The sequence below is a fragment of the Streptomyces sp. NPDC025273 genome (genome assembly GCF_040638585.1).
Lineage (GTDB): Bacteria > Actinomycetota > Actinomycetes > Streptomycetales > Streptomycetaceae > Streptomyces > Streptomyces cinereorectus.
In genome coordinates, this window is the sequence record NZ_JBEZYP010000039.1 from 1 (window position 1) to 14825 (window position 14825).

The window sequence follows — 14825 nt, forward strand, 5'->3', positions numbered from 1 at the left end:
CCGGGCGCTTCCCTTCGTTCTTGCGTTTCCGACTCTATCAGACTCTTTCGTGTCCGATTCCCGGTCGAAGCGGGCCCCTGCTAAGCAGGAGAATTGTTGCTGTGCTTTCCAGTTCCACGCTTTCGCGTTTCCCTTTCCGGCGGTCACTACGTTAACTGATTTCCTCGGTGACTCATAATCGAGTCGCCAGGCGAATTCCGGCATGCCGAAATTACACCCGTCAGGGTCAATCGTAGGTAGTGGTTGGCCCTCTCACGATGCTTCGGTCCGGCCCGATGGGCCGTACCAACAACAACTGCATCCGTTCAAGCGGCTCGGACTACATTAGGGAAACGGCAGGGGAGAGTCAAGTTGAGCGGCGGCGCGGCGCATGGGCCCGGTAGGGGCTGACCGTGGGGTCGCCGTCGATCCAGAAGCGCCACGGCTGGTGGGAGCCGTCTCCCCCGACACCGGTGCGGGGTCCGCTCCGTACGTGCTCGCGAGGTGGTGGGGTGCCTCGCAGTACGGACAGGACGGCATCCGGGCCGGCGACCACATCGCTCCCGTCCAGCGCGCGGTCCACATCCAGGGCGGTGGCCAGACGAGCCGGCCCTTTGGCCAGTTCTCTGTCATGACGGGCTGAGATCCGACGTTTGCGGGCCATCTCCGCCCCGATGCCGATCTCGCCCGCCCGCAGCAGAACACCGCTCGCCACGCCCTCCGGCCCGCACACCAGGTTGAGGCAATGCCACATCCCGTACGTGAAGTAGACGTACGAGTGGCCCGGCGGGCCGAACATCACGCTGTTGCGGGGCGTCCGGCCGCGGAACGCGTGGGAGCCGGGGTCGACCTCGCCCGCGTACGCCTCCACCTCCGTGAGCCGCAGCTCGATGGGGCCGTCTTCGGTGGAGCGGACGAGGACGCGGCCCAGCAGATCGGGCGCCACGTCCAGGACGGGGCGGTCGAAGAAGTCCCGCGTGAGCGGCGTACGGTCCGTGCCCTTGTTCATGGCGACCGAGGGTACTGGGATCGGTGGAACGGGAACCGGCTACGGTCGTGGCGCGTATGTAGGGGTCAGGACCAAGGAGGAAAATCATGGGCTTCAAGCGACTGCTCGCGAGCATGGGTGCCGGCGGTGCTTCGGTCGAGACCGAGCTGACCGAAGTCAACGTCGTCCCCGGTGGGGTCGTCCAGGGCGAGGTGCGGATCCAGGGCGGTTCCGTCGACCAGCAGATCGAGGCTCTCTCGGTCGGACTGCAGGCGCGGGTCGAGGTCGAAGGCGGGGACCAGGAGACCAAGCAGGACATCGAGTTCACCAAGCTGCGCCTGGGCGGTGCCTTCGAGGCGAAGGCGGGCGCCGTGCACGTCGTGCCGTTCGGGCTCGAGATTCCGTGGGAGACCCCGATCACCATGTTCGCCGGGCAGCACCTGCGCGGCATGAACATCGGCGTCACCACGGAGCTGGAGATCGCCCGCGCCCTGGACTCGGGCGACCTGGACCCGATCAACGTGCACCCGCTCCCCGCCCAGCAGGCCATCCTGGACGCCTTCGGGCAGCTGGGCTTCAGCTTCCGTGCCGCGGACATGGAGCGCGGTCACATCCGCGGCACACGCCAGCGGCTGCCGTTCTACCAGGAGATCGAGTTCTTCCCGCCGCAGCAGTACCGCGGACTGCACCAGGTCGAGCTGACGTTCGTCGCGGACGACCGCGAGATGGACGTCGTGCTGGAGATGGACAAGAAGCCGGGCCTCTTCAGTGAGGGCAGCGACTCCTACCGTGCATTCAAGGTCGGCCACGACGACTTCCAGGGCACGGACTGGGCCGCCTACCTCAACCAGTGGCTCTCCCAGGTCGGCGGACAGCGCAACTGGCTCTGACACGGCCTAGGGTCGGTGGAAGGACGCTTCACAGCCGATCAGGAGAGGTGCTGACGTGACCGAGCCGAAGAGGGCGCCGCTGCCGCACGACTTCCATCCCGAGGTTCCCTCGTTCACCGTGGTGAGCGAGGACCTCGCGCCGGGAGCCGTACTCGCGGACGCGCAGGTGTTCGCTGCGGGGAACACCTCCCCGCAGCTGCGGTGGGAGGGCTTCCCCGCGGAGACGAAGAGCTTCGCCGTGACGTGCTTCGACCCGGACGCCCCCACGGGCAGCGGGTTCTGGCACTGGGTGCTGTTCGACATCCCGGCATCGGTCACGGAGCTCCCGGCCGGTGCCGGGAACGGCCGGTTCGAAGGGCTGCCCCAGGGGGCCGTCCATGCCCGGAACGACTACGGGTCGAAGGACTTCGGCGGTGCCGCGCCGCCGGCCGGTGAGAACCACCGCTACGTCTTCACCGTGTACGCGGTGGACACCGAGAAGCTCGGGCCGGACAGCGACGCGTCGCCCGCGGCCGTCGGTTTCAATCTGCGGTTCCACACGCTGGGCCGCGCCCGCCTGATCGGTGAGTACGCGGCTCCCGAAAGCTGAGGGTTCGCCCGCTGTTTGCCCTGCCCTGGTCTTGGAGAGATCAGAGCAGGGCATTTTTATTGCGTTGTCCATCACGGCTCGCCCGGCCAGAGTTGATCCGGGCCCGTCACCGGGCGGGCGGCACACGGGAGGTGGGCAGGATGCGGGACACACTGGTGCTCAACGCGAGCTTCGAGCCGCTGTCGACGGTGACGCTCAACCGTGCGGTGGTGCTGATCCTCCAGGACAAGGCAGTGGTCGAGCAGTCGCACCCCGGCCTGCGTATGCGTGGTGCCGCCGTCGACATCCCCGTGCCCCGGGTCATCAGGCTCTGCCGGTACGTGCGGGTGCCGTTCCGAAGACACGCCCCGTGGTCCAGGAAGGGCGTCCTCATACGGGACCAGCACCGGTGCGCGTACTGCGGCCGGCGGGCGAGCACCGTCGACCACGTGGTGCCGCGCGCCCAGGGCGGTCAGGACACCTGGCTGAACACCGTGGCGTCCTGCGCCGAGGACAACCACCGCAAGGCGGCCCGGACACCCGAGCAGGCGGACATGCCGCTGCTGCGTCAGCCGTTCGTCCCGTCCCCCGCAGACGCGATGCTGCTCGCGCTGGGGGCCGGTGACCGGTCGGCGCTGCCGGAGTGGCTGGCGCGGTCCGCCGCGTAGCCGCGGTGCGGTGGGGAGGCCCGTCTCCCCCGCGGACAGGCCTCCGTGCTCAGCGCAGCACCAGCTGGACGATGGCCGCCGTGCCGACGACGACGATGAGTGCGCGCAGGAAGCCCGGACTGAGCCGTCGGCCCACCGTGGCCCCGATCTGTCCGCCGATCGCGGAGCCCACGGCGATGAGCAGTACGGCCGTCCAGTCGAAGTCCGCCACGAAGAGGAAGAAGAGCGCGGCGACGCTGTTGACGACCGCGGCGAGGACGTTCTTGACGGCGTTGAGGCGCTGCATCGTGTCGTCGAGCAGCATGCCCATCAGGGAGAGGTAGATGATGCCCTGGGCCGCCGTGAAGTAGCCGCCGTAGACGCTGGCGAGCATCAGCCCGATGACCAGGAGCGGGCCGCCGTCGGGGTGGGTGGGGACGCCGGTGTGCGCGCGGCGGCGCTGGACGGCCTTGCTGATGCGGGGCTGCAGGATGACCAGGACGAGGGCGAGGGCCACCAGGACGGGGACGATCGTCTCGAACGCCGTGGAGGGCAGGGCCAGCAGGAGCGTGGCACCGGTGAGGCCGCCGACGAGTGCGCCGACGCTCAGCCTGAGGATGCGGCGGCGCTGTCCGGCCAGTTCCCGGCGGTATCCGATGGCACCGCTGATCGACCCCGGGATCAGGCCGAGTGCGTTGGAGACGGTGGCGGTGACCGGCGGCATGCCGGTGGCGAGCAGGACGGGGAAGGTGATCAACGTGCCGGAGCCGACGATGGTGTTGATCGTTCCTGCGCCGACTCCGGCCGCGAAGACCGCGAGAATTTCCCAGATGGACAAGGCCATCTCCTTCGGTGGTCAGTGTTACCTCCCCGCCATGAAGGTCGAGGGGCCTCACTGATCTTGCACGAAGGGGTGCCCCGGTCAGTCGACCGGGGGCTGCTCCCGGCGTTCCTTGCTGCTGTTGTCGAAGCCGGGGACTCCGCCTCCGAGGTTGCCGAAGGCGCCGCTGAGGCCCTTGAGCGCGTCGCCGATCTCGCTGGGCACGATCCAGAGCTTGTTGGCGTCGCCCTCGGCGATCTTCGGGAGCATCTGGAGGTACTGGTAGGAGAGGAGCTTCTGGTCCGGGTCTCCGGCGTGGATGGACTCGAAGACCGTACGGATGGCCTGGGCCTCGCCCTCGGCACGCAGGGCGGACGCCTTGGACTCTCCCTCCGCGCGCAGGATCGCGGACTGCTTCTCGCCCTCCGCGGTGAGGATCGCGGACTGCCTGATGCCCTCGGCTGTGAGGATCGCGGCGCGCTTGTCACGGTCGGCGCGCATCTGCTTCTCCATCGAGTCCTGGATGGAGGTCGGCGGCTCGATGGCCTTGAGCTCGACGCGGTTGACGCGGATGCCCCACTTGCCGGTGGCCTCGTCGAGGACTCCACGGAGCGCCGCGTTGATCTCCTCGCGGGAGGTCAGCGTCCGTTCGAGGTCCATGCCGCCGATGATGTTGCGGAGCGTGGTGACGGTGAGCTGCTCGATCGCCTGGATGTAGCTGGCGACTTCGTAGGTCGCGGCGCGGGCGTCGGTCACCTGGTAGTAGATGACGGTGTCGATGTTGACGACGAGGTTGTCCTGGGTGATCACCGGCTGGGGCGGGAAGGGGACGACCTGTTCACGGAGGTCGATCCGGTTGCGGATCGAGTCGATGAACGGGACGACGATGTTCAGCCCGGCGTTGAGGGTGCGGGTGTAGCGGCCGAAGCGCTCCACGATGGCGGCACTGGCCTGTGGGATGACCTGGATCGTCTTGATCAGGGCGATGAAGACGAGCACCACCAGAATGATCAGGACGATGATGATCGGTTGCATCGTGTGCCTCGTGCCCTTCGGTTGCCGACGGATCGCGATGATCGAGGTCGAACGGTCATGACGGTCGCATTCTCATGATGATCGACTTCGAGTCTGGCAGACTCCGGCCTGCCGTGTGACCGCTTCTCACATGACGACGGCCGTTGCTCCGTCGATGTCCACTACATCGACCTGCTGGCCGGGTTCAAAACTCTGATCGCTGTCGAGCGTGCGCGCGGACCAGACCTCGCCGGCGAGCTTGATGCGCCCGCCGCGGGCGTCCACCCTTGCCAGGACGACGGCCTGACGGCCTTTCAGCGCATCGATTCCGCTGGCGTGCCCGGTCCGGCCCGAGCGCTGCCTCGCGGCGATGGGGCGCACGACCGCGATGAGCGCCACCGACACCACCACGAAGACCAGCACTTGGGCGACGATGCCACCGCCGAGGGCGGCGACGACCGCTGCGGCCACCGCCCCGACGGCGAACATGCCGAATTCGGGCATGGCGGTCAGGACGAGGGGAATGCCCAGTCCTACCGCGCCGATCAGCCACCACACCCACGCGTCGATGTCCACGGATTCATCGTAGGACCGCGGGCACCCTCACCGACAGTGCGCCGGGGGAGGTGACTGTCTGTCAACTACTTGGAGAGCGGCAGTCCGTGGGCCGTGTAACGGTCGCCGGTGTGCGTGACGACGAGCGGCAGGCCGAAGCAGAGCGAGAGGTTGCGGGAACTGAGTTCGGTCTCCATGGGACCCGCGGCGAGCACCTTGCCCTGGCGGATCATCAGGACGTGGGTGAAGCCGGGCGCGATCTCCTCGACGTGATGGGTGACCATGATCATGGAAGGGGCGTACGGATCGCGGGCGAGCCGGCCCAGTCGGCGCACCAGGTCCTCGCGGCCGCCGAGGTCGAGCCCTGCGGCGGGCTCGTCCAGGAGGAGGAGCTCGGGGTCGGTCATCATGGCGCGGGCGATCAGGGTGCGCTTGCGCTCGCCCTCGGAGAGGGTGCCGAACTTGCGGTCGAGGAACTCGGTCATGCCGAGCCGGTCGAGAAAGGCGCGGGCGCGCTCCTCGTCGACGGCCTCGTAGCTCTCGTGCCAGGTGGCGGTCATGCCGTACGCGGCGGTGAGCACCGTCTGGAGCACGGTCTGGCGCTTGGGCAGCTTGTCGGCCATGGCCACACCGGCGATGCCGATCCGGGGGCGGAGCTCGAAGACGTCGGTACCGACCCCGCCGAGCTGCTCGCCGAGGATCCTGGCCGTGCCGGCGCTCGGGAAGAGGTAGCTCGACGCGATGTTGAGCAGGGTGGTCTTGCCGGCGCCGTTGGGGCCGAGGATGACCCAGCGCTCCCCCTCCTTGACCGACCAGGAGACGTCGTCCACCAGAGCGCGTCCGTCGCGGACCACGGATACGTCCACCAGCTCCAGTACATCGCTCATGGCGCGTTGTCTCCCCATGCAGTGTCGAGATCGTCGCGTGCCTGTGGGCACAGCTCCCAGGGAAAACCTACGCCACCCCAGGAGTGCTCCGACTCCTAGGTCCGTTCCCTAGGCTGTTCCCATGCTTTCGGAACCACGCTCAGGGCGGCTCGCCGCATGGGGAAACGCGCTTTTGGCCGGACTTGTGTCACCGGACGACGCAGCGCTCGCGATTGTCGGTGAGGACGCGGTGCACCGCGTCGAGGGACTGCCGGGTGAGGCGGGGCCGGTCGGGCTCACGCTGGCGCTCGGCAGGCTGAGGGGGCTCGGGGCCACCGGTTTCCGGGTGGCGCTGCCGGTGCCCGGGCATCCGCTGGGGCTCAGTGGGCCGCCGGACTTCAATGCCCGGGCGCTGGAGGCGGAGGAGGCGGTGGTCACGTCCGGGGCGCCGTTCGGGCTCGTGCCGGAGGTGAGCGAGGTGGGGCCCGCCGGGGATGTGCATGCCGAGGTGGTGTGGCGCTGCCTGGCGGTACGGGAGGCGCCCCCCGCCGATGTCCCTTCGCTGGGTGAGGCGGAGCGGGAGCTCGCGGAGGCGCTGCGGGATGCGACGGCGGTGCTGGCCCGGCTGGACGTCGCCGGTTCCGGTCCGGTGGCCGAGGCTGCGGTGGACGCGTACCGGGCGCGGGCGGAGCGGGGGCGCGAGGTGCTGGCCCCGGGATATCCGCCGCGGGCGGTACGGGTGCTGGAGCTCGCCCAGCGGGTGGGACTGCTGATCTCGGTGGCCCATGAGAACGGGCACGGCGGCGCGGTGAGCGCTTCGGAGATCGCGGCCCGGGGCGAGGCGCTGCGACCGGTGGAGCGGGTGGCCCGGCGGGCGCAGGTCGCCGCGTACAACGCGTACGTGGAGGAGCGGGGGCGCGGCTGACCCGGGTACGTACGGTGCGGCCCCGCACCGCCGGACGGCCGGGCTGCTCGCACGCCGGACAGGCCGGGCTGCCCGTCCGGCGGTGAGGGGGCAGCCCTTCCGCCCTCCGTTTCCCGCCTCCTCAGCCCGCCGCCCCGTGCCGGACCGCCCAGAGCGCGGCCTGGGTCCGGTCCGACAGGTCGAGCTTCATCAGGATGTTCGACACGTGCGTCTTGACCGTCTTCTCCGAGAGGACGAGCGCCCGGGCGATCTCGCGGTTGGAACGGCCGTCGGCGATCAGTCCGAGCACCTCCCGCTCCCGTTCGGTCAGGGTGCTCCCCCGGCCCGTACCGCTGCCGGTGTCCTCCTGGGCGAGCAGGGCGCCGGCGACCTCCGGCTGGAGCAGGACGTGGCCCGCGTGGACCGAGCGGATCGCTCCGGCCAGGGCGTCCGGGTCGACGTCCTTGTACACGTAGCCGGCCGCCCCCGCGCGAAGGGCGGGGACGACCGTGCGCTGCTCGGTGAAGCTGGTCACTATCAGCACCTTCGCCGGGTTGTCCAGCTCCCTGAGCTTGCGCAGGGCCTCGATCCCGTCCGTACCCGGCATCTTGATGTCCATCAGGACGATGTCGGGCCCGAGCTCCTCCGTCCTGGCGACGCCCTCGGCCCCGTCGGCGGCCTCTCCGACGACCTCTATGTCGTCCTGGACCTCCAGGAACGTACGCAGTCCGCGCCGGACCACCTGGTGGTCGTCGACCAGCAGCACCCTGATGATCTTGTCAGCCACAGGGGACCTCCATATGGATCGTGGTGCCCGTGCCGGGCTCCGATGCGACGGTGAGCCTGCCTCCGACGCTGCCGGCCCGGTGGCGCATGGAGACGAGGCCCAGGTGACGGCCGGCGCGCCGGACCGCTTGGGGATCGAAGCCGCGGCCGTCGTCGGTGATCCGGAGCACCGTGGCGGAGGTGTGCCGGCCGAGGACGACGGTGACCTGCGCGGCGCCGGAGTGGCGCAGGGCGTTGTGCAGGGCTTCCTGCGCCACCCTGAGCAGCGCCTCCTCCTGGGCGGAGGGCAGGGCGCGCACTCCGGCGCTCTCGAAGGTGACGCGGGCACTGTGCGCGCGGTCCAGGACCTGGATCTGGGTGCGGAGCGTGGCGACCAGGCCGTCCTCGTCCAGCGCTGCGGGGCGCAGCTCGACGACGGCGGCGCGCAGCTCGTCGACGGCCTCCGCGGCGAGGGCGGCGACCTGCTGGAGTTCGCCCTTGGCGCGGGCCGGGTCGCGGTCGACGAGGGCGGCGGCGGCCTGCGCGGTCAGCCGGAGCGAGAAGAGCTTCTGGCTGACGGCGTCGTGCAGCTCGTGGGCGAGCCGGGAGCGCTCCTCGGCGATCGTGAGCTCGCGGCTGCGTTCGTACAGCCGGGCGTTGGTGAGGGCGATCGCGGCGTGCTGGGCGAGCATGCCCAGGAGCTCCTCGTCCTCCTCGGTGAAACCGCAGCCGCCCTCGGGCTTGGGGCACTGCTTGTTGGCGAGGAAGAGTGCGCCGATGATCTCGTCGCCGTCCTGGATGGGCAGGCCGAGGAAGTCGGACATGTCCGGGTGGGCGTCGGGCCAGCCCCCGAAGCGGGGGTCCTCGCGGACGTCGGCGAGCCGCTCGGGCTTCGCGTCGTGGAGCATCGCGGCGAGGATGCCGTGCTGCCGGGGCAGCGGGCCGATGGCCTTCCACTGCTCGTCGCTGATCCCGTCGACGACGAACTGGGCGAAGCCGCCGTGGTCGTCGGGGACGCCCAGGGCCGCGTACTCGGCGTCCAGCAGTTCGCGTGCGGAGGCGACGATCGTCTTGAGGACGTCCCGCACGTCCAGGTGCCGGCTCATGGCGAGCAGCGCGGCGCTGACCGAGGCGAGGCCCGACGGGGGGCGATGGCTCATGCCCTCACCGTACCGGCGGGTGCGGCGGGGCCGTATCGGGCTGTGGACGGCTGCCGTATGGGGCGCGGGGACTAGGCCGAAGTGTGGACAGGTGCCTTGGGCGGGTGGGGCGTGCGGGCTGCCGCGAGTTCGGGGATGTCCACTTCCTCCTGCCGGCAGGAACGTAACACTCCGCATTACGAGAGCAACGATTTGTGAGCTCAGGGGGCACCCCCTGTGAGCCCAGGCATAGGACCCACGTCACTTACGAGGTTGGATAGTTGCCATTAAACGGGCAATACGCCAACTCATAAACCGGACAAGGAGGCACGAACGACTCCCGGATCCACTACTCAGCTTCGTACGTCACACCTTTGCCAGCACATTTTGCTGGCGCTAAGAATTGCATCTGTCCACGACGGAGATGCGCACTGCGCTCCCGTCCGCGTCCTCCGTGAGGACTCCTGCTATTCGAAGAGGTACGACTGCATGTCCGTGTCCCGCATCTCCAGCCGTAGCCGTCGCCTGAACAAGGCGCAGAAGCTCTCCGTCGCCGGTGTCTCCACTCTGGCCGCTGCCGCTCTCGCTTTCTCGCTCGTCCCGGACAACGCCTCGGCCACGACCGAGCCGCAGGCGATCTCCGGTGCCCCGGTGGCCTTCTCCGGTTCTTCGCAGACGAAGTCCGTCCAGGCCAGTGTCATCGAGCAGCACTCCACCGCCGCACAGCTGGTGAAGGCCGCGGACTCCGCCAAGGCCAAGGCCGCCGCCGAGAAGAAGGCCGCCGCCAAGAACGAGGCGAAGGCCAAGGCCGCAGCCGAGGCCAAGAAGGAAGCCGCGGCCAAGAAGAAGGCCGCCGCCAAGGCCAAGGCCGACGCGAAGAAGCGTTCCGCCAAGAAGGCGAGCCGTGCGGCCGACCGCAAGCCGGTCTACGCCGACAACCTGGACGGCTGGATCCGCGAGGCTCTCGCGATCATGGACAAGAAGAACATCCCCGGCACGTACGAGGGGCTGCACCGCAACATCATCCGCGAGTCCAGCGGTAACCCGCGTGCGATCAACAACTGGGACATCAACGCGATCAACGGCGTCCCGTCGAAGGGCCTGCTGCAGGTCATCAAGCCCACGTTCGACTTCTACCACGTCGCCGGCACCAAGCACGACCAGTACGACCCGGTCGCCAACATCACCGCTGCGGCCAACTACGCCGCGGACAAGTACGGCTCGATCGACAACGTCGACAGCGCGTACTGAGCAGGGCCCGGCACAACGGCATGACGGCCCGACCGAGCTGTCGCGACGGTTCACCGAACCGCGCGACGGCCGGCACACGCCGAAGGGCGGCACCCCGTGCGGGGTGCCGCCCTCGGGCGTGATCCGGGCGGGGCAGGCGCGCTACTTGCGCATGACCTCCGGCTCGTGGCGGCGCAGCAGCCGTGCGACCGCGAAGAAGCAGACGGCGCCGAGGAACAGCAGCACCGCGATGTTCATCCCCCACTGGCCGGCCGTGTGATCCCAGAGCGGGTCCAGGTCGGTCGGGTTCTCCGGGTCCCACGGCGGCATGAGGTGGGCGAGGTCCAGCGTGCTGCCGGCCGCGGCCATCGCCCAGCGGGACGGCATCAGCCAGGCGAACTGCTCCAGGCCCGGCGATCCGTACACCTGGAAGAGCACACCGGTGAAGACCACCTGGACGATCGCGAACATGACCAGCAGCGGCATGGTCTTCTCGGACGTCTTCACCAGCGAGGAGATCATCAGGCCGAACATCATCGACGTGAAGCCGAGCGCGATGATCGAGAGGCAGATCTCCACGGCGGGGGGCATGAACAGGCCCTCCTCCGGCAGCTCGCGGGTGGCGAAGCCGATGCCGCAGATGATCACGCCCTGGAGTGCGGTGATCACGCCGAGGACGATCACCTTGGAGCACAGATAGGCGGAGCGGGAGAGGCCGGTGGCCCGCTCCCGTTCGTAGATCACGCGTTCCTTGATCAGCTCCCGTACGGAGTTCGCCGCACCGGAGAAGCACATCCCGACGGCGAGGATCAGCATGATCGTCCCCGCCTTGCCGTTGAACCGGGCCGGCGGAGTGGGTTCCGCCAGGCCGAAGTCCGACGGGATGACCACGCTGACCACGCCGAGCACGGCCGGCAGGATCACCATCAGGCCCAGGAAGCCCTTGTCGGACGCGATCACCGAGACGTACCGGCTCATCAGCGTCCACAGCTGCGTCATCCAGCCCTGCGGCTTCGGCTGGCGCATCTGCTGGGGGGAGGGCATGTGCACGGGCTGCGCGGCGACGGCGTCGAGGTCGGCGGCGTACATCTGGTAGTGCTGCGACCCGCGCCAGCGGCCCGCCCAGTCGTAGTCGCGGTAGTTCTCGAACGCGGAGAACACGTCGGCCCAGCTGGTGTACCCGAAGAAGTTCAGGGCCTCCTCGGGAGGCCCGAAGTAGGCGACGGACCCGCCGGGCGCCATGACGAGGAGCTTGTCGCAGATCGCCAGCTCGGCCACGGAGTGCGTGACGACCAGGACCGTACGCCCGTCGTCGGCGAGGCCGCGCAGCAGCTGCATGACATCGCGGTCCATACCCGGGTCGAGGCCCGAGGTCGGCTCGTCCAGGAAGATCAGCGACGGCTTGGTCAGCAGCTCCAGGGCCACGGAGACGCGCTTGCGCTGGCCGCCGGAGAGGGAGGTGACCTTCTTGTCCTTGTGGATGTCGAGCTTGAGCTCGGCGAGGACCTCATGGATCCGGGCGGTGCGCTCGGACTCGGTGGTGTCCGCGGGGAAGCGGAGCTTGGCCGCGTACTTGAGGGCCTTGGTGACCGTGAGTTCCTTGTGCAGGATGTCGTCCTGCGGGACCAGGCCGATGCGCTGCCGCAGCTCGGCGAACTGCTTGTACAGGTTCCGGTTGTCGTAGAGCACGTCGCCCTGGTTGGCGGGCCGGTAGCCGGTGAGCGCCTTGAGCAGGGTGGACTTGCCGGAACCGGACGGGCCGATGACGGCGATCAGGGACTTCTCCGGGACGCCGAACGAGACGTCCTTGAGGATGTCCTTGCCCCCGTCGACCGTCACCGTGAGGTGTCGGGCGGAGAAGGAGACCTCACCGGTGTCGACGAACTCTTCCAGCCGGTCCCCGACCAGCCGGAAGGTCGAGTGACCGACGCCGACGATGTCGTTCGGGCCGATGAGCGCGGAGCCGGATTTGCTGAGCGGCTGGCCGTTGACGTACGTGCCGTTGTGGGATCCGAGGTCGCGGATCTCGAAGCGGCCGTCGGGCGTCGCCCGGAATTCGGCGTGCAGCCGGGAGACCTGCAGGTCGGAGACGACCAGCTCGTTCTCCAGCGCACGACCGATGCGCATGACCCTGCCGAGGTCCAGCTGGTGGAAGGTGGTCGGGCTGCGGTCGCCGTAGACCGGTGGCGCCCCCGCGGCACCACCGGATCCGCCCGCTTGGGGCACCTGTCCCGGGCCCTGCTGGTGCGGGACCTGACCCTGCTGGTGCGGAGCCGGGGCCTGCTGCTGCCAGGCATGCTGCTGTTGCTGCGCCGGGTCGGGCCAGCCGGCGGCTCCCCGCGCGGGCTGCTGCGGCTGTGCGGGAGCCTGCTGCGCCGCCACCGCCTGCCCGCCGGGCACACCCGCACCCGCGGCAGCGGCGGTGAGGCTCAGCCGCGGTCCGTCGGTGGCGTTGCCCAGGTTCAGCGACGCGCCGGGACCGATCTCCATCTGCTGGATCCGCCGGCCCTGCGCATAGGTGCCGTTGGTGCTGCCGTGGTCCTCGATGAACCAACTGCGGCCGTTCCAGCTGATCGTGGCATGCCGCCACGACACCCTGGCGTCGTCGATCAACAGGTCGCCCTGCGGATCACGTCCGAGGGTGTACGACCTGGACGGATCGAGCGCCCAGGTCCTTCCGTTCAATTCCAGTACGAGTTCCGGCACTCCGCGCCCCACTAGTCGTCCCCCGAGTCACCCCCGTTGCAGGGAGTCTAGGGATGCTGAACATCGTGGCGAACTATTCCAGGAGCAGTCCCGGAACGGAAAGCCGGGCGGGTGAAGACGCTGGGGAGGCCTGTGCGGCGCCCGTCCGGCCCGGGAGGAATCAGCCCGGACCGCACCATCCGGGACAGCCGCCCCGCGTCACGCCGCCCGGGCGCCGCCGGCCGGGCCGAGGGCTGTCCGCGACTCGGGACGGGCTTCGGGGCGGCGCGCCGGACCTATACGGTGGGAACACCATGAGCGCATCTCAGCCCCCTCGGTCTCCTGAGCTCCCTGAGCCCCCTCAGGGCGCGGACGCACCCACACTCCTCGTCAAGATCTTCGGGAAGGACCGTCCCGGTATCACCGCCGGGCTCTTCGACACCCTGGCCGCCTACTCCGTCGACGTCGTGGACATCGAGCAGGTCGTGACCCGCGGCCGCATAGTCCTCTGCGCCCTGGTGACCTCCCCCGCATCGGACGGTACGACCGAGGGCGACCTCCGGGCCACCGTGCACAGCTGGGCGGAGTCGCTGAAGCTGCAGGCCGAGATCATCTCCGGCACGGGTGACAACCGGCCCCGCGGCGACGGCCGTTCCCACGTGACCGTGCTGGGGCACCCGCTGACCGCGGAGTCCACGGCGGCCATAGCCGCCAGGATCACCTCCACGGGCGGCAACATCGACCGGATCTTCCGCCTGGCGAAATATCCCGTCACCGCCGTCGAGTTCGCGGTGTCCGGCACCGGGACCGAGGAGTTGCGGACCGCGCTGGCGACGGAGGCGGCCGGGATCGGCGTCGACGTCGCCGTCGTCTCGGCCGGTCTGAGCCGCCGGGCGCAGCGCCTGGTGGTGATGGACGTGGACTCGACGCTCATCCAGGACGAGGTCATCGAGCTCTTCGCGGCGCACGCCGGCTGCGAGGACGAGGTCGCCGAGGTGACCGAGCAGGCGATGCGCGGCGAGCTCGACTTCGAGCAGTCGCTGCACGCCCGCGTGGCGCTGCTGGCGGGACTCGACGTGTCGGTGGTGGAGAAGGTGCGGGCCGAGGTCAGGCTGACCCCCGGTGCGCGCACCCTGATCCGCACACTGAAGCGGCTCGGCTACCAGGTGGGAGTGGTCTCGGGCGGCTTCACCCAGGTGACGGACGACCTCAAGGAGCGTCTCGGGCTCGACTTCGCCTCCGCCAACACGCTGGAGGTCGTCGACGGCAAGCTCACCGGCCGGGTCGTGGGCGACATCGTGGACCGGGCGGGCAAGGCCCGGCTGCTGCGCAGCTTCGCCGCGCAGGCGGGGGTCCCGCTGGCGCAGACGGTGGCCATCGGGGACGGCGCGAACGACCTGGACATGCTGAACACGGCCGGTCTGGGGGTCGCCTTCAATGCCAAGCCGGTGGTCCGCGAGGCCGCGCACACGGCCGTGAACGTCCCGTTCCTGGACACCGTGCTGTACCTGCTCGGGATCACCCGCGAGGAGGTCGAGGCGGCCGACGGCCTCGTCGACTGACCGCTGGGGACAGCAGCGTACGAAGTGGCCCCTCGCGTGCTTGGGTTCAAGGGGTCGTTGCAACACCGCCTGGTTTTCAGGTGGTGAGTAGATCACGTAGACGCTCGGCTGGGGTATCCCAGCCGAGCGTCTTGCGTGGGCGGCCGTTGAGTTCCTGGGCGACGTGTTCGAGGTCTTCGGGACTGTGGACGCTCAGGTCGGTGCCTTTCGGGA

15 protein-coding genes and 1 pseudogene are annotated in these 14825 nt (G+C 69.3%); 6 read left to right on the plus strand and 10 right to left on the minus strand.

What is annotated here, in order from left to right; genetic code table 11:
• Both AB0F38_RS31310 and AB0F38_RS31315 read right to left on the minus strand, forming a co-directional pair.
• Window positions 1-204: hypothetical protein (locus AB0F38_RS31310; RefSeq protein ID WP_361900784.1), on the minus strand; the 204-nt coding region annotated here is incomplete at its 3' end.
• 142 nt (window positions 205-346) lie between these two features.
• Complete coding sequence (locus AB0F38_RS31315) at window positions 347-988, minus strand: DNA-3-methyladenine glycosylase (protein WP_361900786.1); 642 nt, start codon at window positions 986-988, stop codon at window positions 347-349.
• Between the two features lie 86 nt (window positions 989-1074).
• Here AB0F38_RS31315 and AB0F38_RS31320 point away from each other — a divergent pair, with 86 nt between their 5' ends.
• The 3 genes from AB0F38_RS31320 (at window position 1075) to AB0F38_RS31330 (ending at window position 3093) form a co-directional block, all read left to right on the plus strand.
• Entirely contained in the window at window positions 1075-1857 is a 783-nt protein-coding gene (locus AB0F38_RS31320) for a sporulation protein (RefSeq protein ID WP_361900788.1), read from the plus strand.
• A 55-nt stretch (window positions 1858-1912) separates the two neighbouring features.
• A complete protein-coding gene (locus AB0F38_RS31325) occupies window positions 1913-2446 on the plus strand; it encodes a YbhB/YbcL family Raf kinase inhibitor-like protein (protein ID WP_361900790.1) in 534 nt (177 codons plus the stop codon).
• A 140-nt stretch (window positions 2447-2586) separates the two neighbouring features.
• On the plus strand, window positions 2587-3093 hold the full coding sequence (locus tag AB0F38_RS31330; RefSeq protein WP_361900792.1) for an HNH endonuclease: 507 nt from the start codon (window positions 2587-2589) through the stop codon (window positions 3091-3093).
• 49 nt (window positions 3094-3142) lie between these two features.
• On the opposite strand, the gene AB0F38_RS31335 is transcribed toward AB0F38_RS31330, so the two are convergent.
• The 4 genes from AB0F38_RS31335 to AB0F38_RS31350 form a co-directional block, all read right to left on the minus strand.
• Window positions 3143-3916: a sulfite exporter TauE/SafE family protein gene (locus tag AB0F38_RS31335; RefSeq protein WP_361900794.1), complete on the minus strand. Its 774-nt coding sequence runs from the start codon at window positions 3914-3916 to the stop codon at window positions 3143-3145.
• A 78-nt stretch (window positions 3917-3994) separates the two neighbouring features.
• On the minus strand, window positions 3995-4927 hold the full coding sequence (locus AB0F38_RS31340) for an SPFH domain-containing protein (RefSeq protein WP_361900796.1): 933 nt from the start codon (window positions 4925-4927) through the stop codon (window positions 3995-3997).
• Window positions 4928-5053: 126 nt separating this feature from the next.
• Window positions 5054-5482, minus strand: a complete 429-nt coding sequence (locus AB0F38_RS31345) for an NfeD family protein (protein WP_361900798.1) — start codon at window positions 5480-5482, stop codon at window positions 5054-5056.
• A gap of 65 nt (window positions 5483-5547) precedes the next feature.
• Complete coding sequence (locus tag AB0F38_RS31350) at window positions 5548-6348, minus strand: ABC transporter ATP-binding protein (protein ID WP_361900800.1); 801 nt, start codon at window positions 6346-6348, stop codon at window positions 5548-5550.
• Window positions 6349-6469: 121 nt separating this feature from the next.
• Here AB0F38_RS31350 and AB0F38_RS31355 point away from each other — a divergent pair, with 121 nt between their 5' ends.
• Window positions 6470-7252: a hypothetical protein gene (locus AB0F38_RS31355; RefSeq protein ID WP_361900801.1), complete on the plus strand. Its 783-nt coding sequence runs from the start codon at window positions 6470-6472 to the stop codon at window positions 7250-7252.
• Window positions 7253-7373: 121 nt separating this feature from the next.
• On the opposite strand, the gene AB0F38_RS31360 is transcribed toward AB0F38_RS31355, so the two are convergent.
• Together AB0F38_RS31360 and AB0F38_RS31365 are read right to left on the minus strand one after the other, a co-directional pair.
• Window positions 7374-8018 carry a response regulator transcription factor gene (locus tag AB0F38_RS31360; RefSeq protein ID WP_361900803.1) on the minus strand — a complete coding sequence of 215 codons (645 nt, stop codon included), beginning with the start codon at window positions 8016-8018 and terminating at the stop codon, window positions 7374-7376.
• Window positions 8011-9156: a GAF domain-containing sensor histidine kinase gene (locus tag AB0F38_RS31365; RefSeq protein WP_361900805.1), complete on the minus strand. Its 1146-nt coding sequence runs from the start codon at window positions 9154-9156 to the stop codon at window positions 8011-8013. Before AB0F38_RS31365 ends, AB0F38_RS31360 begins: the two co-directional genes overlap by 8 nt.
• A gap of 468 nt (window positions 9157-9624) precedes the next feature.
• Between AB0F38_RS31365 and AB0F38_RS31370 the strand changes: the two genes are divergently transcribed.
• On the plus strand, window positions 9625-10386 hold the full coding sequence (locus AB0F38_RS31370) for a transglycosylase SLT domain-containing protein (RefSeq protein WP_361900807.1): 762 nt from the start codon (window positions 9625-9627) through the stop codon (window positions 10384-10386).
• A 141-nt stretch (window positions 10387-10527) separates the two neighbouring features.
• Here the strand turns inward: AB0F38_RS31370 and AB0F38_RS31375 are convergent, their stop codons facing one another.
• Window positions 10528-13083: an FHA domain-containing protein gene (locus tag AB0F38_RS31375; protein ID WP_361900809.1), complete on the minus strand. Its 2556-nt coding sequence runs from the start codon at window positions 13081-13083 to the stop codon at window positions 10528-10530.
• Window positions 13084-13364: 281 nt separating this feature from the next.
• On the opposite strand from AB0F38_RS31375, the gene serB reads away from it, so the two are divergent.
• Window positions 13365-14612, plus strand: coding sequence for a phosphoserine phosphatase SerB (gene serB, locus AB0F38_RS31380; protein ID WP_361900811.1), 1248 nt, complete (start codon window positions 13365-13367; stop codon window positions 14610-14612).
• Window positions 14613-14688: 76 nt separating this feature from the next.
• Here the strand turns inward: serB and AB0F38_RS31385 are convergent.
• A pseudogene (locus AB0F38_RS31385) lies at window positions 14689-14825 on the minus strand (IS30 family transposase); the annotation flags it as partial.